This is a genomic window from Peteryoungia wuzhouensis (assembly GCF_003205195.1).
In the GTDB taxonomy this organism is placed as follows: Bacteria; Pseudomonadota; Alphaproteobacteria; order Rhizobiales; family Rhizobiaceae; genus Allorhizobium; species Allorhizobium wuzhouense.
On sequence record NZ_QJRY01000002.1, the window covers coordinates 359,462 to 377,089 of the forward strand.

18 protein-coding genes are annotated in these 17,628 nt (G+C 61.7%); 8 read left to right on the forward strand and 10 right to left on the reverse strand.

Translation table 11 applies throughout. The features are described 5' to 3' along the window. The first annotated feature begins 45 nt into the window (after nt 1-45). A complete protein-coding gene (locus DMY87_RS07590) occupies nt 46-1,581 on the forward strand; it encodes a sensor histidine kinase (protein ID WP_110790685.1) in 1,536 nt (511 codons plus the stop codon). 2 nt (nt 1,582-1,583) lie between these two features. On the opposite strand, the gene DMY87_RS07595 is transcribed toward DMY87_RS07590, so the two are convergent. Both DMY87_RS07595 and cobT read right to left on the reverse strand, forming a co-directional pair. Beyond that, entirely contained in the window at nt 1,584-2,006 is a 423-nt protein-coding gene (locus DMY87_RS07595) for a diacylglycerol kinase (protein ID WP_425353475.1), read from the reverse strand. Continuing rightward, a complete protein-coding gene (cobT, locus tag DMY87_RS07600; RefSeq protein ID WP_110791007.1) occupies nt 1,999-3,021 on the reverse strand; it encodes a nicotinate-nucleotide--dimethylbenzimidazole phosphoribosyltransferase in 1,023 nt (340 codons plus the stop codon). Before cobT ends, DMY87_RS07595 begins: the two co-directional genes overlap by 8 nt. A 125-nt stretch (nt 3,022-3,146) precedes the next feature. Between cobT and DMY87_RS07605 the strand changes: the two genes are divergently transcribed. From DMY87_RS07605 to DMY87_RS07615, 3 genes are read left to right on the forward strand one after another with little or no spacing between them, the layout of a single operon-like run. After that, entirely contained in the window at nt 3,147-3,932 is a 786-nt protein-coding gene (locus DMY87_RS07605) for an adenosylcobinamide-GDP ribazoletransferase (RefSeq protein WP_110790687.1), read from the forward strand. A gap of 34 nt (nt 3,933-3,966) precedes the next feature. Further along, nucleotides 3,967-4,182, forward strand: a complete 216-nt coding sequence (locus tag DMY87_RS07610) for a DUF1289 domain-containing protein (protein ID WP_110790688.1) — start codon at nt 3,967-3,969, stop codon at nt 4,180-4,182. Continuing rightward, nucleotides 4,179-4,880: a TIGR02281 family clan AA aspartic protease gene (locus DMY87_RS07615; protein ID WP_110790689.1), complete on the forward strand. Its 702-nt coding sequence runs from the start codon at nt 4,179-4,181 to the stop codon at nt 4,878-4,880. Before DMY87_RS07610 ends, DMY87_RS07615 begins: the two co-directional genes overlap by 4 nt. 3 nt (nt 4,881-4,883) lie before the next feature. Here DMY87_RS07615 and DMY87_RS07620 read toward each other — a convergent pair whose 3' ends face one another. The 7 genes from DMY87_RS07620 to hmuQ form a co-directional block, all read right to left on the reverse strand. Next, the gene (locus DMY87_RS07620; protein WP_110790690.1) at nt 4,884-5,645 is read right to left on the reverse strand and encodes an ABC transporter permease; all 762 of its coding nucleotides are present in this window, start codon (nt 5,643-5,645) and stop codon (nt 4,884-4,886) included. Further along, a complete protein-coding gene (locus tag DMY87_RS07625; protein WP_110790691.1) occupies nt 5,642-6,568 on the reverse strand; it encodes an ABC transporter ATP-binding protein in 927 nt (308 codons plus the stop codon). Before DMY87_RS07625 ends, DMY87_RS07620 begins: the two co-directional genes overlap by 4 nt. Nucleotides 6,569-6,738: 170 nt before the next feature. Beyond that, a complete protein-coding gene (locus DMY87_RS07630; RefSeq protein ID WP_110790692.1) occupies nt 6,739-7,563 on the reverse strand; it encodes a response regulator in 825 nt (274 codons plus the stop codon). Nucleotides 7,564-7,735: 172 nt separating this feature from the next. Continuing rightward, nucleotides 7,736-8,005, reverse strand: a complete 270-nt coding sequence (locus DMY87_RS07635) for a hypothetical protein (protein ID WP_110790693.1) — start codon at nt 8,003-8,005, stop codon at nt 7,736-7,738. Between the two features lie 120 nt (nt 8,006-8,125). Further along, complete coding sequence (locus tag DMY87_RS07640) at nt 8,126-10,726, reverse strand: mechanosensitive ion channel domain-containing protein (protein ID WP_110790694.1); 2,601 nt, start codon at nt 10,724-10,726, stop codon at nt 8,126-8,128. Nucleotides 10,727-10,854: 128 nt separating this feature from the next. Beyond that, on the reverse strand, nt 10,855-11,373 hold the full coding sequence (hutX, locus tag DMY87_RS07645; RefSeq protein WP_110790695.1) for a heme utilization cystosolic carrier protein HutX: 519 nt from the start codon (nt 11,371-11,373) through the stop codon (nt 10,855-10,857). Between the two features lie 7 nt (nt 11,374-11,380). After that, complete coding sequence (gene hmuQ, locus DMY87_RS07650; RefSeq protein WP_110790696.1) at nt 11,381-11,725, reverse strand: heme-degrading protein HmuQ; 345 nt, start codon at nt 11,723-11,725, stop codon at nt 11,381-11,383. Nucleotides 11,726-11,975: 250 nt separating this feature from the next. Here hmuQ and DMY87_RS07655 point away from each other — a divergent pair, with 250 nt between their 5' ends. The 4 genes from DMY87_RS07655 to DMY87_RS07670 all read left to right on the forward strand — a co-directional run bounded on the left by DMY87_RS07655 (nt 11,976) and on the right by DMY87_RS07670 (nt 16,565). Continuing rightward, entirely contained in the window at nt 11,976-12,860 is an 885-nt protein-coding gene (locus DMY87_RS07655; RefSeq protein ID WP_110790697.1) for a heme/hemin ABC transporter substrate-binding protein, read from the forward strand. A 20-nt stretch (nt 12,861-12,880) separates the two neighbouring features. After that, the gene (locus DMY87_RS07660; RefSeq protein ID WP_110790698.1) at nt 12,881-13,945 is read left to right on the forward strand and encodes a FecCD family ABC transporter permease; all 1,065 of its coding nucleotides are present in this window, start codon (nt 12,881-12,883) and stop codon (nt 13,943-13,945) included. Nucleotides 13,946-13,968: 23 nt separating this feature from the next. After that, the gene (locus tag DMY87_RS07665) at nt 13,969-14,730 is read left to right on the forward strand and encodes a heme ABC transporter ATP-binding protein (RefSeq protein WP_425353487.1); all 762 of its coding nucleotides are present in this window, start codon (nt 13,969-13,971) and stop codon (nt 14,728-14,730) included. Nucleotides 14,731-15,110: 380 nt separating this feature from the next. Further along, a complete protein-coding gene (locus tag DMY87_RS07670) occupies nt 15,111-16,565 on the forward strand; it encodes an FAD/NAD(P)-binding protein (RefSeq protein ID WP_110790700.1) in 1,455 nt (484 codons plus the stop codon). 21 nt (nt 16,566-16,586) lie between these two features. Here DMY87_RS07670 and DMY87_RS07675 read toward each other — a convergent pair whose 3' ends face one another. Beyond that, complete coding sequence (locus tag DMY87_RS07675; RefSeq protein ID WP_110790701.1) at nt 16,587-17,621, reverse strand: sulfate/molybdate ABC transporter ATP-binding protein; 1,035 nt, start codon at nt 17,619-17,621, stop codon at nt 16,587-16,589. Nucleotides 17,622-17,628: the final 7 nt, after the last annotated feature.

Here is a 17,628-nt window from a genome sequence, read left to right on the forward strand (position 1 = left end):
GAATTGGTCGCTAAGTTCGACCAAGGCGCGGAAGACTGCAACTCCATGAGTAACGGCGTATCGACATCGACGGACAAGAATGTTGTCGACCTGACGCGGGCACACCGCAACAGGGCAGCGACAAAGGCCGTGCGCACGACCCGTGAGCGCTTGCAGTCCAGCCAGGGCATCTCGCCGGCATTCGACGTCGAAATTCTCGGCATGCACATCACCGCCACCCTGCAGGGTGCGGCGGTCATTCCAGCGCTCCTGCTGCTCGTCGCGGGCTTCGGGTCCTATTTCACCTCGCAGCCGGAATTTTTCGTCTGGGCCCTGTTCGGGCTGACCATGCACGCGCTCGGAATCATTGTCGTCAAACGTGCCGCCCGCACGGAGATCACACCGCAGAACCAGAAGCGCTGGCGCCACATCCTTCTGTTGGCGCAAGTTGCGATGGGCAGCTGCTGGGCCGTCTTCGCCCTGCAGGATTGCACCGCATGCGACCAGACCGCCTTCCTCTTTTACAAGGGCGGCGTGCTTCTGCTGGCGCTCTCGATCACGGCCATGGCGACGATGCTGTTGCGCCAGGCCGTTCTGGTCAGTTTTCTGCCGACCGTGATAGCGCTGAGCTATGTGGCGGCAAGCGGTCATCGGATGCTCGACCTCGGGCTGACGACCGTCTTCACCACCGCCCTGATCTTCTTCATCTACATCACGAACCGACTTCACCAGGCAAACCTGAAGCTTCTGTCCTTCCAGACGGAGAAGGACGACCTGATCGCCGAGCTTGAAGTCGCCAACTCTCTCTCCGACGAAGCCAGACGCCGGGCGGAAGAGGCGAACATGGCGAAATCCCGCTTCCTCGCCTCGATGTCTCACGAACTGCGCACGCCCTTGAACGCCATTCTGGGCTTCTCGGAAGTCATGGCGACAGAGGTTCTCGGGCCCCTCAACAACCCGCTCTACAAGGAATATGCCGGCGATATCCATCGCTCTGGCAAACACCTGCTGGAACTGATCAACGAGATCCTCGACCTGTCGCGCATCGAGGCCGGAAAGTATGAGCTGAACGAGGAGTCCGTTTCTCTGCTTGAACTGGCGGAAGATTGTATCGGCATGATCCAGCTGCGCGCCAAGTCGAAGAACATCCGCATCGAGGAGCAGTTCGAGATGAACCTGCCCTCGGTCTGGGCCGACGAGAAAGCAATGCGCCAGGTCATCCTGAACCTGCTGTCGAACGCCGTGAAGTTCACGCCCCAGGGTGGCGAGATCCGGGTAAAGGCTGGCTGGACGGCGGGTGGCGGACAATATGTCTCCATCCGCGACAACGGCCCAGGCATTCCGGAAGACGAGATCCCGGTGGTGCTCTCGGCATTCGGCCAGGGCTCGATCGCCATCAAGAGTGCCGAACAGGGAACCGGCCTCGGCCTGCCGATCGTCCAGGCGATCCTCGCCAAGCATGGCGGTGAATTCAAACTCAAATCGAAGCTGCGCGAGGGCACGGAAGTCATCGCCATCCTGCCCTCGAACCGCGTGCTGGAAAGCCTGCCGGCCGTCAGCGAAGTCCGTGCAGTCGAACCGCGCCGTCGGCAGTTTGCCTGAGATTAGCCGAGCAGACGCGTGATGACGACATAACCGCTGAACGCGGCATTGGCCAAAATCAGGCAGAAGACCGCGAAGGATCCGAGATCTTTGGCATTGCGACCGACCGTCGAAATCTCAGGCGAGATGCGGTCGACCAGTTCCTCTATCGCCGTATTGAGCGCCTCGACACAGAACATCAGCAGCATCAGCACGACAAAACCGAGGAATTCGAGCGGACTGGCACCGACAACCGCGAAAATGCCGAGGCCCGCCACGAACGCCAGGATCTCGTGACGGAAAGCGGCCTCCTGAATGAGGCGTTTGAAGCCTTGTGCCGAATATTGCCCCGCTGCGAAGAGATGGGCGATGCCGGTCTTCTTCTCGAACGCTTCGGCGGCAAGCTTGCGGGGGGCAGCAGGCCCCTTCTTCTTCATGTTAGCCATGGGACTTGTTGCTCACGCCCGCCTGGTCGAAGGTCGCCATGCCGGAATGGCAGGCAGCGGCCGCTTTCACGATGCCGGCGGCCAGTGCGGCACCGGTGCCCTCACCCAGCCGCATGCCCAGAGCAAGCAAAGGCGTCTTGCCGAGACGTTCGATGGCCCGCAGATGGCCCGGTTCAGCAGACACATGGCCGATCAGGCAGTGATCGAGGGCGGACGGATTGGCCGCCTTCAGGATTGCCGCCGCTGCGGTCGCGACATAGCCGTCGATCAGGACTGGGATCTTCTCCATGCGGGCCGCAAGAATGGCACCGGCCATCGCCGCGATCTCGCGACCGCCGAGGCGGCGCAAGATTTCCAGCGGATCGGACAGATGTTCGCGGTGAAACTCGACCGCCTGCTTCACGGCAGCAATCTTGCGCGACAGCACGTCGCCCTCGGACCCGGTACCCGGACCGACCCAGTCCTCGGCCTCACCGCCGTAAAGCGCCAGATTGATGGCCGCGGCGATGGTGGTGTTGCCAATGCCCATCTCGCCGATGCAGAGCAGATCCGTGCCCCCCGCGATCGCTTCCATGCCGAATGCCATGGTCGCTGCACAATCACGCTCGGAAAGGGCCGGCTCGCAGGTAATGTCCCCGGTCGGATAATCGAGCGCCAGATCGAAGATCTTCAGGCCGAGATCATGGGTCACGCAGATCTGGTTGATCGCCGCACCGCCTGCCGCGAAGTTTTCCACCATCTGCTGGGTGACGGAGGAAGGAAACGGCGTGATCCCGTGTTTGGTCACGCCGTGATTGCCGGCGAAAATCGCAACAAGCGGCCGGGTCACGGCCGGCGGGCGCCCCGTCCAGGCCGCGAGCCACATGGCGATTTCTTCCAGGCGTCCGAGCGCACCCGGCGGTTTGGTCAGCGTCCGGTCACGGTCGCGCGCGGCGACCAGGGCTGCGGTGTTGGGTCCCGGCAGATCGCGCAACAGGACGCGAAAATCGTCGAATGGCAGGCCGGTAACGGTCATGGGATGCGCTTCCTTGTAATCTGCAGGCAAATCGGGCTTTGTGGCATCTCTCATACTGACCGCGCTCGCCAGTCTCAACTCAAAAAGCGGCGCGACCGGTCGTCATATGGATGGATGACGCATTGATGCTGAGCGGACGTGACCTGGTAACCGAAACGGCAAGGGCCGTGGCCTTCCTCAGCCGTATTCCAGTCCCAAACCGGTATTTCGAAACGCATGATGGCAGCCTCGCGCGAACTGTTGCGGCATTTCCCCTCGCCGGCCTTCTGATTACCCTTCCTGCAGCCGCCCTGCTTGGCCTCCTCGCTCTCGTCGGAGCGCCACCGTTCGTCGCCGTCCTCGCAGCACTCACGCTGCACATGCTGGTGACCGGCGCGCTGCATGAAGACGGCCTGACCGACACAGCGGATGGTCTCGGAGGCGGCCGCAACCGCGCGCGGGCCCTGGAGATCATGAAGGACAGCCGCATCGGGACTTATGGCGCTCTCGCCCTGATCCTGTCGGTCGGATTGCGTATCGCTTCGATCGCCGCACTTGTGCCTGCCTGGCCGCCGCTGGCAACAGCACTTGCCTGGCTTGCCGCTGCGGCGCTCAGTCGCGCCGTCATGGTCTGGCACTGGTCATCTCTCCCCCCAGCAAAGACAGAGGGTGTCGCGGCATCCGTTGGCCAACCCGACCCAGGCGCCACGCGCATGGCCCTTGCCTTCGGGATCGCAGCACCGGCTCTTCTCGGCGTCCTTGTCCTGCCCTTCGGCGCAACAGTCGTTGCTCTGATTGTGGCAGGCTTCCTGTCGGCTGGATTTACCGCCTTCGTGAGATCGAAGATTGAGGGCCATACCGGCGACACCATCGGCGCCAGCCAACAGATCGCCGAGATCGGTTTTCTCGTCTCCCTTGCCATCCTCCTATAGTCATCCGATATAGAATGTGACCGAGAGGAACCCGATGGAATCCCCCTGCATTCTGATCTGTTCGATCGACGACAAAACCGGCTTCTGTTTTGGCTGTGGACGCACCCGTGACGAGATCGGCCGCTGGACCGCCTATACCAGCGAAGAGCGCCGGGCGATCATGCAAGGCCTGCCGGCCAGGCTCGAAACGGTGGAACGCAAACCCCGCCGCGAGACAAGGCGGACACGCATGCAACGCGAGCGCGGCTGATGCGATTTCTGCTCGGTATTGCGATCCTCGCCGTTGGTCTCGTGCTCCTGATCGTCAATCACAACCAGGGTCAGACCTTCGGAATCGACAATGACGCCGTCGGCCGGATCGTGATTGCCCTCCCCATTCTGCTGATGATTTCGAGCGGCATCCTGCTCGGCCGGCGCTCGCTCGGCCAAAGTCTGCGGCAATTGTCCATCTGGGTGCTGATCGCGCTGACGCTGGTCACCGGCTATCTCTACCGCCATGACATGCGCACCGTGGGCGAGCGGGTGCTCGCGGGCTTGGTCCCTGGCCGTGCGGTTACAGTGACGACGCCCGACGGCTCAACTGAAGTGGTTCTTCACAAGTCGCTCGGCGGCCATTTCGAGACCAGCATAGAGATCGGCCCGATCTCCGTGCCGGTCCTGATCGACACCGGCGCAAGCTCCGTCGCCCTGCGCTTCGAGGATGCGGTTCGGATCGGCATCGATCCCGCGACGCTTCAATTCACCCGCACCGTCCTGACCGCAAACGGCCAGGCACAGGCAGCCCCTCTACGCCTGCCGGAACTGCGTCTCGGGCCGATCGTGCGCACCGATGTCGCCGCAGTCGTGCTCGAGGAGGGACGACTGGATCAGAGCCTCCTCGGCATGAGCTTCCTGTCGACGCTGGGTTCACTGCAGATGCAGACGGACGAGTTGCGGTTGCGCGACTGAGGTTCAGGTCCTGAGCTTGTACCCCGTGCGGAAGATGAAGGTGAGAACCGCCATGCACACGGCGAGGAAGACGCCGATCATCGCCACGCTGATCATCGGATGCACATCCGACACCTCGAAGAAGCTCCAACGGAAACCGCTGACGAGATAGAGCACGGGATTGAGGTGACTGACCGCCCGCCAGAACGGCGGCAGCATGTCGATCGAGTAGAAGGTGCCACCGAGGAAGGTCAGCGGCGGAACGACGAGCGAAGGCACGAGATTCAGCTGCTCGAAATTCTTCGCGAGCACGCCGATGATGAAACCCGCCAGGCTGAAGGTAACCGCCGTCAGCACCATGAACAGCAGCATCAACACCGGATGCGCGATATGAAGGTCGACGAAGAACATGGCCGTGAACAGGATGATCAGGCCGATCATCATGCCCTTGGTGGCCGCCGCACCGACGTAACCCAGAAGGATCTCGCCCATGGCGATGGGGGCCGATAGGATCTCGTAGATGGTCCCGGTAAACTTCGGGAAATAGATGCCGACCGAGCCATTGGAGATGCATTGGGTGATCAGCGCAAGCATGATCAGCCCCGGCGTGATGAAGCCCCCATAGGAGACCCCGCCCACTTCCTGCATGCGCGATCCGACCGCAGCGCCGAACACGATAAAATAGAGCGCGGTCGACAAAACCGGCGAGATCACGCTCTGCAGCAGGGTGCGGCGGGTCCTTGCCATCTCGTAGAAATAGATCGACTTGATCGCTTCAATGTTCATGCCTTGGCTCCGATCAGCGAGACGAAGATATCTTCCAGCGAGGTCTGGCGCGTCGAGAGATCGTCGAAGCGAACGCCCGCCGCTTCGAGCGCCTGCAACAGCCGCCCGATATGCGCATCATTGCTGCCAAGCTCGTAATTGTGCAGCAACTGATCACCCGCATCGTTCAATGTCAGGTCCCAGTCCGCCAGGCTGTCCGGGATCTCTGCAATCGGCGCCTGGAGATTGATCGCCAGCTGCTTCTTGCCGAGCTTGCGCATCAGCGCATCCTTGTTCTCGACCAGCAGCAGACGCCCCTTGTCGATCACCCCGATCCTGTCGGCAATCTCCTGCGCCTCCTCGATATAGTGGGTGGTGAGGATGATGGTGACGCCCGTCTTGCGCAAACGCTCCACCAACTGCCACATGTCCTTGCGCAAGGCGACATCCACACCCGCTGTCGGCTCATCGAGAAACAGGATGCGCGGCTCGTGCGACAGCGCCTTGGCAATCAGCACACGGCGCTTCATGCCACCGGACAATTCGCGCAAGGCATTGTTCCGTTTATCGAACAACGACAGGTCCCGCAGGATCTGCTCGATCAGGGCTGGGTCGGCCTTCTTGCCGTTGAGGCCGCGTGAAAAGCTGACGGTATTGAACACCGTCTCGAACATGTCCGTGGTCAGCTCTTGCGGTACGAGGCCGATTTCGCCGCGGGTCTTGCGGAACTCCGTCACCACGTCATGACCGGCGACCATGACACTGCCGGCCGTTGGATTGGTCATACCGCAGATAATCGAGATCAGCGTCGTCTTGCCGGCGCCATTCGGACCGAGCAGTGCCAGGATCTCGCCCTCCTCGATATCGAAGCTGACGTCATCGAGGGCTTTGAAACCATTGGCGTAAGTCTTGGAAAGGGAGCGAATGGAGATGATGGGGGGCATGGGGCGCTCGGTCACTGAAAAGGTGTGACCTATATAGGCGCCTCGCCCAGTTTCGCCAGAGCCCGGCCGGAGACGCACTGTCCACCGTCAAAGACAATGGCGCCGGAAACTCCGACGCCATACCGTGATGCCTCAAGCGCAACAGAGAAGGACGTTCAACGCGCCCCGTATTACTTCGAGCGTGCCTGTGCAGCCTTGATCTGGACCAGCGTATCCAGGTTCTGGTTGACTCGGCAGTAGAATTCCTCGTCGATGAAGGGGCGCAGCATGAAGTCGTTGCCGCCGACCTTCAGGAAGCGCGCCGACAAGAGACGGTTGGTCGAAGAGGAAACGCCGATGATCCGCAACTCGTGCGAGCCGCGAACAGCGCGGATGCGTCGTGTGAGTTCGAAACCATCGATGTCGGGCATGTTGTAGTCGGTGACGACGAGCCCGATGTCGGAATTGGCCTTCAGGATCTCGATAGCCTTGGCCCCGCTTTCAGCCAGGCTGACACGGAAATTGTAACGCTTCAGGCGGCTGGAAAGCAGAACGCGCGCCGTTGCGCTGTCGTCGACGATCAGGACGTGATGGCGGTGATTGGTCAGGAAGCGGTAGACTGATTCAGCCAGCATCTCCACGGCGAAGATGTTGTCCTTGAGGATATAGTCGACGATGTCCTTGGCCAGCAGCTTCTCACGGATCTCATCGTGGAACGTCCCGGTAAAGACGATGGTCGGGATGTTGCAGTCGATCAGATATTCCAAGGCCTCGCCATTCTCGGCACCCGGCAGGTTGATGTTGGAGATCGCAAGAGTTACCGGCTCGTCGGACAGTTCATTGGCCATCTGCAGATCCTCGAAGGTTCTGCAGATCTCGACATCGACACCCATCAATTCTCGAAGGCGCTGGCTGATCATCTGCGTGAAGACATTCGAGTCCTCCCCGAGGATGATCCGGACGTCGGGAAATGTCTCCCCGGAATACTGCATTCCGGATATACCAAGGATAGCCATCGAGGGTGCCTTCTGTGAAGTGTTCAACACAGAGACATCTAACAAAGCTCGTTTGCAGAAGCGTTAACTGAGGCTTGTCAGTGGCTTGCATCCGCAAAAATAGTTAAGCGCGTGCAAATATAACGAAAACGGGTTGCTTCGGTATCGCAATTTACGACCGGCAAGACCCAGCTCACTTGACCGTTGCGACACCATCGACGATCTCGACCGTCTCGCCGCCGGCCAGACCGATCCGGTCGCCGTTCGGCAGCGTGAGGAAGCAGCCCGCCGGGCAGATCGTTTCCGATCCGCCAGCGTCGATCGGCACCTCCATCTTGTTGCCGTCTTCGACAACGACGAGCACGACGGAAGAGGGGCCGGCATTGTGCACCGATGCCGCGGATGCGAACCCGGCAGCGAGCACAGAAACAATCACTGAAAACGCACCCGTCACCACTCGCATTGTCATGCCTGCAGCAGGGCCTGATCAGCCCTGTCCCTTGCCAAATGCGATCGGAGCAATTCCGATCAGCCACGCCCCTCTTATGCCGCATTCCGCCTGAATGGCGGCTGAATGCGGCGTTCATGGCAAGAGTTTGTCATCATCCGGCTCTGCTGGCAATTCGACGGCCAGGGGCTTCCGTTCGGCCTCCGATTTCGACTTTCGCCGCAGCAGGGCGTTTCGATCCTGCTCGCGCACATGCAGCATCACGTCCTGGTGTGGGTAAGGCATGACGATCCCACGCGCACGGAAGGAGCGCAGAATTTCCATTCGCACCCGATTGCGAACATTCAACCCCTCCCCCATGTCGGCCAGATGGAAGCGCAACTCGAAATCAAGCGAGGACGCACCGAAGCGGAGGAATTCGACATGCGGCTCGGGATTGCGCAGGATTTCCGGCATCCCGTTGACCACCGCAAGCAACAGGTCGATCACCTCCTGCGGATCGGCATCGAACGCGACACTGACCGGCACCTCCGAACGCTGCACCTTGTTGCGATGGGTCCAGTTTCCGAGCGGCGCGTTGATCAGTTCCGAGTTCGGCACGATGATCGACTGGCGCCGGAACGTCTCGATCTCCGTGGCACGCACTGAGATTCGTTTGACGATGCCCTCGTTGACGCCGGTAATCACGTGATCGCCGACCTTGAACGGCCGCTCAACGAGCAGGATGAGGCCAGACACAAAGTTCGAAACGATGTTCTGCAGGCCAAAACCGATACCGAGCGAGAGAGCACCGGCAACGAGCGCCAGGCTGGAAAGATCGATCCCGGCAGCGGAGATGCCGATGATTGCAGCCAGGCCCGCCCCGAGATAGCCGACCCCCATCTTCACCGAATTTCGCACGCCGCCATCGACCTGAGACCGGGCCATGACATTGCCATCAAGCCATTTCTGGAACCAGCGCGTCAACGTCAGCCCGGCGGCGAACAGCAGCAGTCCGCCGAGGATCCCGAAGATCGAGATGCGGATCGTGCCGATATTGATCTCGGTGAACAGATTGAACAGCCAGAGCTGCATGTCACGCGGCTGGAAGCCCCAGGACATCAGGATCAGCGGCACGCCGGTCGCCAGGGCGAAGGCATAGATCAGAAGGCCAGCCGCAATGCCGCTTTGGTCGAGCCCGACCGGGCCCAGCTTGAAGCGGCCCGCGAGATAGCGGCCGACCCGGGTCTCGCCAAACTGGTTGGGGGCAGAGATCGCCTTGCCGGAGAGAATGCCGATATACATGGTCGCGACGACCGCGCCGGCCACGATGATCTGGGTCGCGAGGAACCGCGACAGCCCGATATAGCCTATGCCGGCCGACAGGATCAGAATCACGCCGATCACCCGCAGCGTCACCGAGACGGCGCGCGGCCATGGTCGCCCAGGCGCATAGGGATCCCCCTTCTCCGACAGGACAGGCCGCAGGAAGGAGACGAAGAACAAAAGGAAGCCCACGATGACCGACGAGGCGAGGCTCTTCATCACGGTGAGAACCACGGGCGAGCTGAAGGTCTCGCTGATCACCGCCAGCAAATAGTCGAGACCGTTGACGACAGCCATCAGGAAGATGGCGATGCTGACGTCGCGCGCGCCCTTGTTCGACAGTTTCACCAGACGCCAGTGCGGAGCCGAGGGGGCAAGCACGGCCCGTGAAACGGCCGTAACGAAGAAAACCAGGCCAATCAGGGCAAAGAAAGAGGCGGCGATCGGCGCTATGTCCGGTCGAAGCACATTGAACGTGTCAAGCAGGAAATAGGCCGACGTGAGGAAGAAGCTCAGCGCCATCGACGGGAGGATCGTCGACCAGAAGGCGACCGAGAACCGGCTCATATAGGACGGATCTTCGATGGTCAGATCGCGCCGGTTGATATCGCTGAACACCCGCTTCTCAACGAACATGATCACGGAGGCCAGCGCCAGCGACAGGATGATCGCAAGCGTCAGCGGCAGCGCCTTGAACTTGATGACGAAGACGATCCAGCTGCTGATGCTGCGTCGAACCCGTTCGGCATCGCTCCAGAAGGATTGCGTTGCCTCCTCGAACATCTGCCCGTCGATATCGGTATGGGCAAACAGCGCATTGGTGAAAAGTGCGCGGCGAATGTCGGAGATCTCGTCGGACAACGACTTGGCATCGATCGACAGGTCTTCCGCCTGACCGGTAATGGCATTGATCTCCGCGCGAGCCGCATTCAGACGGCCGCGCTCGTCTGTGACACTGGCAGGCTCAGGCGGCTGTCCGTCCGCTGGTGCAGAACCGAGTTCGGTGAGCCGGGTCTGGACGTCGTTCAGCCGGGGTCGCAGATCAACCGAGATCTGCAGCACGTCGCGGACCAAAGCATCGACCTTCACCTTCAGTTCGGCGAGGAGGGAATCGTCCTGCTTGTTTTTTTCGACCTGATCACGCAGCGCTGCGAGTTGCTTCTTGGCAGCGGCCAGGCGTTCACCGGCGGCGACCAGCTGCTCGTCACGGGTCGGCTCGACCACCGCCGTCGCCGGAGCCGCCGGCGCAGGTTGTGTTTCAGCGGCCGGCGCAGCATCTCCTGCGGCCGCAGGCGCCTGCGTTTCACTCGCGGCCGATGGCGTGACAGCATCCTGTTGTGCATTGACGCCGGTTGGCGAAACAAGCGGGGACAGCAGGATCGTGGCAAGCGACAGGGCGAGGAGGAGACGAGGCGGGCGCAGTCGGATCAAGGGGGAGGTCCAGTCATGGATGACGATGGCGCGACAATAGGACCAGTTATAGGCAAAAGAAAGAACGACTTACCAATCGCCAGAACAGGCGCCGGCATTTCCTGCCGACGCCCGTGATCAGGACGGATTCAGAGGCTCGCTTCGCGCAAGGCCTCGAAACGGGTCACCTGCTCGGCAATCAGTGCCCGTTCCTTGTCGCGGCGAACGAAGACCTTGAACATCGCCTTGCCCTCGGCATTCATGAACCAGACGGAACAGGAACGGCGACCGTGGAAGCCCCGATCGACGAAGGCGATCGAGACGCAACGCTCCTTGCGGATATGTCCGCCGATGGGACTGTCGCCATGGATGTTGAACCAGCCGTGACCTTCGCTGCCCGCTGGGAGGCTGCCTTCGACTTCCAGCACGATATCCTCGGTATGCACGATCATCAGGATATCGCCCCAGGACGACAGGTCTTTCCAGATCGGTTCCCAACGTTCGGCCGGAACGACAACTGCCGCCCCTTCCGGAAGCACGGCAAGAATTTCCGCCGGCGTGACATCCGCCTTGGCGGCAATCTGCTCGATCACGCCATCCGGCTTTTCGGCAAGAGCCGCAAGTGCCCGTTCGCTGCGCGCGGGCGTCGAGGGGGAAATAACAGCCATCGGACGCTCAGGCCGCTGCAACTTCGGCACGGTTGCCGGAGCGGTCTTCGTGGATGATCACTTCGAAACCCTCGAAATGCGGGCCCGACAGGTACTGCACCTTGCTTTCCCCAGCGCGAGCATGGGCAGAACGGAACTGTTCCGACTTCGTCCAGGCGGTAAAGTCAGCCTGTGTCTCCCAAACGGTGTGGGATGCGTAGAGCGTATGGTCCTCGGCCTTCGGACCCTTCAGCATGTGAAACTCGACGTAACCGGGCATTTCGGCGAGCCGGCCCTGGCGCGCACGCCACTGGTTTTCAAAGGCTTCTTCAAAGCCCGGGACGACGCGGAAACGGTTCATGGCAATGTACATGGAGTGGCTACCTCTCTTCAAAAAACACGATGGCGGACACGGCCGGATACTCGCCGGAATGCCGAGTATGACGGCATCGTCGGACAAAGGGAACAACCGCGATATCTTGCCTTGGTAGATAAACTTGTGCATAATAGTCAAGTTATTTGTCGCGACGCGCTCGCGGCAGGATTTTTTCAATTTCGTGGGTGCCGAAGGCAGGAACTGCCTCCCCGGCATCGCCTTCGCAAGCATAGGTACGATCCAGCCAATGTCCTTTTCCGCCGCCTCCCGCCGCTCCGTTCTGGCTGCCGCTGCCATTATGCTCGTCACGCAACCTGCGTTCTTTCAACCGGCTGAGGCCGCCGAATCGAGCCACATCGTTGCCCTGGGCGGCACCGTAACGGAGATCCTCTATGCAATCGGCGCAGGCGACCGGATTGCCGCTGTCGACAGCACCAGCACCTATCCGAAGGAAGCCGCAGACAAGCCGGATGTCGGCTATGTCCGGCAGATCTCGCCGGAGGGCGTGCTGTCGCAGAAACCCGATCTGATTGTCGCTGAATCCGGCGCAGGCCCGGCAGATGCGATCGAAATTCTCAAGACGAGCGGCGTCAATTTCATCTCGATTCCTTCGCCACCCGAAACCGCGTCCATCCCGGACAAGATCCGGGCCGTGGGGGCGGCGATCGGCGAAAGCGACAAGGCAGAGGCGCTGGCGACCGACGTCGCAGGCAAGCTCAAGGCTCTGGAAGAGAAGGTTGCCGCCCAGACGGGTCCAAAGAAGAAGGTGCTTTTTGCCCTGTCGCTCGCCAATGGCCGCATCATGGCGGCAGGCGCCAACAGCTCGGCAGACGCGATGATCCGGCTTGCCGGCGGCGAGAATGCCGTATCCTCCATCTCCGGCTATAAGCCGCTCACCGATGAAGCCGTGATTGCCGCAGCGCCCGACGTGGTGCTGGTCATGAGCGGCGGGGCCATGCACTTGACCGCCGAACAGGCATTCGCCCTCCCGGCACTCGCAGCGAGCCCGGCAGGCCAGACTGGCGCCTTCCTCACCATGGACGGCCTCTTCCTGCTCGGCCTTGGGCCGCGCGCCACCGAAGCCGCCGCAGAGCTGCATGCAAAGCTCTATCCTGAAAGCACCAAGCCGTGAGCGCGATCCCCCTCCTTGGCATGCGCGATCGGATGTCGGGCGACCGGTCCGGCATCGGTCATCTCGTCATAGCAGCGCTCATCCTGCTGCTTGCGGTCTCCGTGCTCGTCTCGATCGTGATCGGACCAACCGGTGTCGGTCTGCCGGATCTCATCGCCTATCTCGGCGGCGACGCGCAGACGCTTGACCGCCAAAACCTGATCATCCTCGAAGCGGTGCGCCTGCCGCGCACGGGCATGGGCCTTTTGATTGGGGCGGCACTCGGCGTCTCGGGCGCCATGATGCAGGGACTGTTTCGCAACCCGCTCGCAGATCCGGGAATCGTCGGCGTCAGTTCCGGCGCCGCGCTCGCTGCAGTCATTGCCATCGTCCTTGGCCCGACGGTGTTGTTGCCGCTGGCTGCTCTTTTCGGCAATCTCTTCCTGCCGCTGATGGCCTTCCTGGGCGGCCTCGGCAACACCTTCCTCCTCTATGTCATCGCCACCCGTGACGGCCGCACCTCGACCACCGCACTCGTCCTGTCCGGAATTGCCATTGCCGCCCTTACCGGTGCTGCGACCGGAATGCTGATCTTCATGGCGGACGACCGCGCATTGCGCGACATCACCTTCTGGTCGCTGGGATCGCTCAGCGGGGCCAACACGACAAAGATCCTCTCCATCCTGCCCTTTGTCGGTTTCGTCCTCGGCATCATTCCCTTTGTCGCGCGTGGTCTTGATGCATTGATCCTCGGTGATGCCGCAGCCTTTCACATGGGCATACCCGTGCAGCGACTCAAACGTCTGACGATCCTCGCAGTCGCCGCCGCCTGTGGCGCGACCGTCGCGGTTGCCGGATCGATCGGCTTCATTGGCATCGTTGTTCCCCATCTCCTGCGACTTGCCATCGGCCCCTCACACCGGTTCCTGTTGCCGGCATCTGCACTGGGTGGCGCCGCCCTGCTGCTGCTGGCAGATACCGCCGCGCGCACCATCGCCGCTCCTGCGGAACTCCCGATCGGCATCATCACGGCCTTGCTGGGCGCACCGGTGTTTCTGATGTTGCTGCTCGGCCGCAACGGCCGCCAGGCCATGGAAGGTCTCTGATGATCAAGGCGCATGACATCACGGTGGTCCGCGGCCGTCGCCGTCTTCTCGATCGCGTCAACCTCGCGCTGCAGCCGGGCCGCTTCACCGTCGTGATTGGCCCCAATGGCGCGGGCAAGTCGACTCTTCTGAAAGTTCTGTCGGGCGAACTCGTGCCCGAAGACGGCAAGGTCACCTACCAGGATCGCCCCATCAGCAGCCTGACTGCCCTTGCACTCGCCGCCGAGCGCGCAGTGCTACCCCAGTCCACCGCCCTCTCCTTCCCCTTCACCGCGCTTGAGGTGGTGCGCATGGGCGCGATTGCCAGCGGCAGTCTGGAACCGGGACAGGCTTCCCGACAGGCACTCGCCCGCGTTGGCCTCGGCGGTTTCGAAGCGCGGAGCTACAATGCCCTCTCGGGCGGCGAGCAGCAGCGCGTTCAATTGGCGCGTGTCCTCGCGCAGATGCCGGATCCGCTCGCCGGCGGGCGGCCGCGTGCGATCTTTCTCGACGAGCCGACGGCAAGTCTCGACATCGGCCACCAGATCTCGGTGCTGGAACTTGCCCGCGACTTCGCACGACAGGGCGGTGCGGTGCTCGCCATCCTCCACGACCTCAACTTGGCTGCGGAATTCGCCGATCATCTGGCCGTTCTGCACCAGGGAAGACTGGTGGCGGAAGGTCCGGTCCGCGACACCTTGACCGACGATGTCGTCAGCAGCGTCTATGGCATCAGCGGCGCGGTCGGCCGCGTTCCGGGACACGGCGTGCCTTTCGTTCTCCCCCAGGCGCGACTAGGCGTGTAAACCTTAGCCGGCTACGCGAGTTGTCCACAGTTATCCACAGGGTGCAACACATCAAAATCAGCCGAATTTCGGAACATTAAAAGAACGCACCCGACCAGACCACGGAACAGAAAGAGAATATCCGGGATGGGAGGCTGGGTCAGGTCATGCTTTTGGCTTGGCGGCAGATGTTAGCCGGGCAAGCGATGATCGGCTCGCCTCCAGCCTTGTTCGCCGCCCCTCGAATTCACCGCGATGGCGTGGCAGGCAGAGCTTAGGTTCCGGCACGTCTGCATCACCGGATCGCCAATTCTCGACTTCACAGCCCCTGGGCCGAGGAACTTCGACTGGACTTCTGTATTTCTATAACTATTATAGACAATCTATGGAGGAGGCTGTCGATGTTGCGCATCACAATATCCATCCCGCAGGCGTCCCGGTCATGTCCAGCCCGAAAGGGACGGATCGCCATCATCGGTGGCGGCTACACCGGCGCCATCACGGCCTATCTCCTGGCCCAACGAAGCCACGAGAACCTGGCATCCATCACCGTCTTTGAACCGCGAGAAACCCTTGGTGCCGGCCTTGCCTATGGCAGTGGCGACCTCGATCTTCGCCTCAATGTGGCCGCCCACCGGATGCGGGCCGTTCCCGGCGTTCCGACCGCCTTCTTCAAATGGCTGGAAGACAACAGTCGCCTCTCGACCGATCCGGCCTCGATCACCCGAGGTGGCACCTTCTCGAGGCGGCGCGACTTTGGCCTCTTCATGAACGACCTGCTGAAACCGCTCATCGAAGCCGGACAGATCGCCCATGTCCGCCAGTACGTGACTGAGGTCCAGCGAAACCGATCGTCCTGGTCGATCACGCGCAGCGATGGACGGGTCGACGAGGCCGACACGCTGATCATCGCCACAGGGCACGCTTCCCCAAAAATCCCGGACCAGATACCGGCATCGCTGGTGCGCTCGCGCCGCTGCATCCCGGCGGACCGACTGGACGCGGCCATATCAGAAATTGCACCGGCAGAAAGCGTGCTGGTTCTTGGAACCGGTCTCACAGCGCTCGACGTGGTGGCCAGCCTCAAAACCCATGGACATACGGGGCCAATCCACCTGATGTCGCGAAGTGGCTTGCTGCCGCGTCCCCATGCTTCCGGCGACTTCGCACCACACGGTGTGTTCGAGACCACCGACGCGACAGCCCGTGGCTTGCTGCGCCAGGTCCGCTCGCTGGTGGCCGAGACGGAAAGGAACGGTCTTCCCTGGCAAAGCGTCATGGATGCCCTACGCCACCAGGGTCAGGCGATCTGGACCCAGTTGCCCGAACCGGAAAAGAAACGCGTGCTGCGCCATCTCCGGAGGATCTATGAGGTGCACCGCTTCCGGATGCCACCCCAGGTCGAGGCATTGCTGGACAAGCAGGGTTCAAGCCCGATCGATGTCTCGCGGGGTCGCCTCGAGAGGGTTCGCGACGTGAACGGGAAGCTCGAAGTCCAGGTTGGCCGACCTATGGGACAGGGCAATACGCCCTTGGAAGTTGATCGTCTGGTGATCGCAACGGGTCCCGATGCCGCCAACATGCTTGACTATCAGACGCTGTTGCGATCAATGCGCGACAGTGGCCATCTGGTGCCCAATGCGCTCGGCCTTGGCATTGCCTGCGACGCGCACTGCCGCGCCGTCTCGTCAGCCGGTGTTCCACAGGCCTCGCTGCTGATTGCGGGGCCCCTCACCCGCGGCACCTTCGGCGAGATCACCGGCGTTCCCGAGATCGCTGCCCAGGCGGCGGCGATTGCCGACATGGTGATCCGTCAGGCGAGCGTATCCACCCGCACGATTGCCATCTCTGGATGACGCGAAAGGGCTGCGGCGGCCTTAGCGGAAGATCTTCCACGTCGTCGGCTTGAAGCGCAGTTGGGCACCGATCGCGACTTCCGCACTGAGCGGGATCTCGATCTCGATGTGATGGGCTGGGCCACCCCCGGAGACATCGAGTTCAGCAATCCGCGTTCCCGCAAGGCGCCGCTGCGCCGTTACCGTCCCGACGATACTGTCGGAGCCATCGGCCAGCACAACATCCTGCGGACGGAAATAGAGCTGCCCCTCGCCGTCGGCTTCCCCGCCTGCGGCTGCAATCGTCACACCCTCGAACACGACACTCCCGTTCTTCACCTGAACCGGAAGATGCGAGGATTCGCCGATGAACGAGAAAACGAAAGCAGAATTGGGCCGATCGTAAACATCATCGGCCGTCCCGACCTGCTCGACCTTGCCCTGGCTCATCACAACGACGCGGTCCGCAAGCTCCAGTGCCTCTTCCTGGTCATGGGTGACGAAGAAGGTCGTATGGCCGGTGCGGTCGTGGAATTCGCGCAGCCAGCGGCGCAGATCCTTGCGCACCTTGGCGTCAAGCGCGCCGAAGGGTTCGTCGAGCAGAAGCACCGACGGCTCGATCGCCATGGCACGAGCCAGCGCCACGCGCTGGCGCTGGCCGCCGGAAAGCTGCGCCGGGTAGCGCTTGTCGAGACCTTCGAGCTGAACCATGGCGAGGAGATCGGCCACACGCGCCTTGATTTCGGCATTCGATGGCCGGGTGGCCTTGGGCCGCACGCGTAGACCAAACCCGATGTTTTCGGCAACCGTCATATGCTTGAAGAGCGCATAGTGCTGGAAGACGAACCCGACATGTCGTTCCTGCACGGTCTTGAAGGAGGCATCCTCGTCACCGAAGAAGATCCGCCCCTCGGTCGGCTGCTCAAGCCCTGCGATCAGGCGCAGCAGCGTCGTCTTGCCCGAGCCCGACGGGCCGAGAAGGGCAATGAGCTCGCCCGTCTTGACGGAAAGAGAGACATCATGAAGCGCCGGAAACTGTCCGAACTCTTTCCTGATGTTCTTGATCGCGACTTCCATGGAGGGG

Coding starts and splice junctions, on each gene's coding strand:
- cobT (WP_110791007.1), bottom strand. CDS start 3,021: ATGACCGTTACCGGCCTGCCATTCGACGATTTTCGCGTCCTGTTGCGC.
- DMY87_RS07620 (WP_110790690.1), bottom strand. CDS start 5,645: ATGAACATTGAAGCGATCAAGTCGATCTATTTCTACGAGATGGCAAGG.
- DMY87_RS07660 (WP_110790698.1), top strand. CDS start 12,881: ATGCGCGATCGGATGTCGGGCGACCGGTCCGGCATCGGTCATCTCGTC.
- DMY87_RS07625 (WP_110790691.1), bottom strand. CDS start 6,568: ATGCCCCCCATCATCTCCATTCGCTCCCTTTCCAAGACTTACGCCAAT.
- DMY87_RS07670 (WP_110790700.1), top strand. CDS start 15,111: ATGTTGCGCATCACAATATCCATCCCGCAGGCGTCCCGGTCATGTCCA.
- DMY87_RS07635 (WP_110790693.1), bottom strand. CDS start 8,005: ATGCGAGTGGTGACGGGTGCGTTTTCAGTGATTGTTTCTGTGCTCGCT.
- DMY87_RS07610 (WP_110790688.1), top strand. CDS start 3,967: ATGGAATCCCCCTGCATTCTGATCTGTTCGATCGACGACAAAACCGGC.
- DMY87_RS07655 (WP_110790697.1), top strand. CDS start 11,976: ATGTCCTTTTCCGCCGCCTCCCGCCGCTCCGTTCTGGCTGCCGCTGCC.
- DMY87_RS07630 (WP_110790692.1), bottom strand. CDS start 7,563: ATGGCTATCCTTGGTATATCCGGAATGCAGTATTCCGGGGAGACATTT.
- DMY87_RS07675 (WP_110790701.1), bottom strand. CDS start 17,621: ATGGAAGTCGCGATCAAGAACATCAGGAAAGAGTTCGGACAGTTTCCG.
- hutX (WP_110790695.1), bottom strand. CDS start 11,373: ATGGCTGTTATTTCCCCCTCGACGCCCGCGCGCAGCGAACGGGCACTT.
- DMY87_RS07605 (WP_110790687.1), top strand. CDS start 3,147: ATGCTGAGCGGACGTGACCTGGTAACCGAAACGGCAAGGGCCGTGGCC.
- DMY87_RS07595 (WP_425353475.1), bottom strand. CDS start 2,006: ATGGCTAACATGAAGAAGAAGGGGCCTGCTGCCCCCCGCAAGCTTGCC.
- hmuQ (WP_110790696.1), bottom strand. CDS start 11,725: ATGTACATTGCCATGAACCGTTTCCGCGTCGTCCCGGGCTTTGAAGAA.
- DMY87_RS07590 (WP_110790685.1), top strand. CDS start 46: ATGAGTAACGGCGTATCGACATCGACGGACAAGAATGTTGTCGACCTG.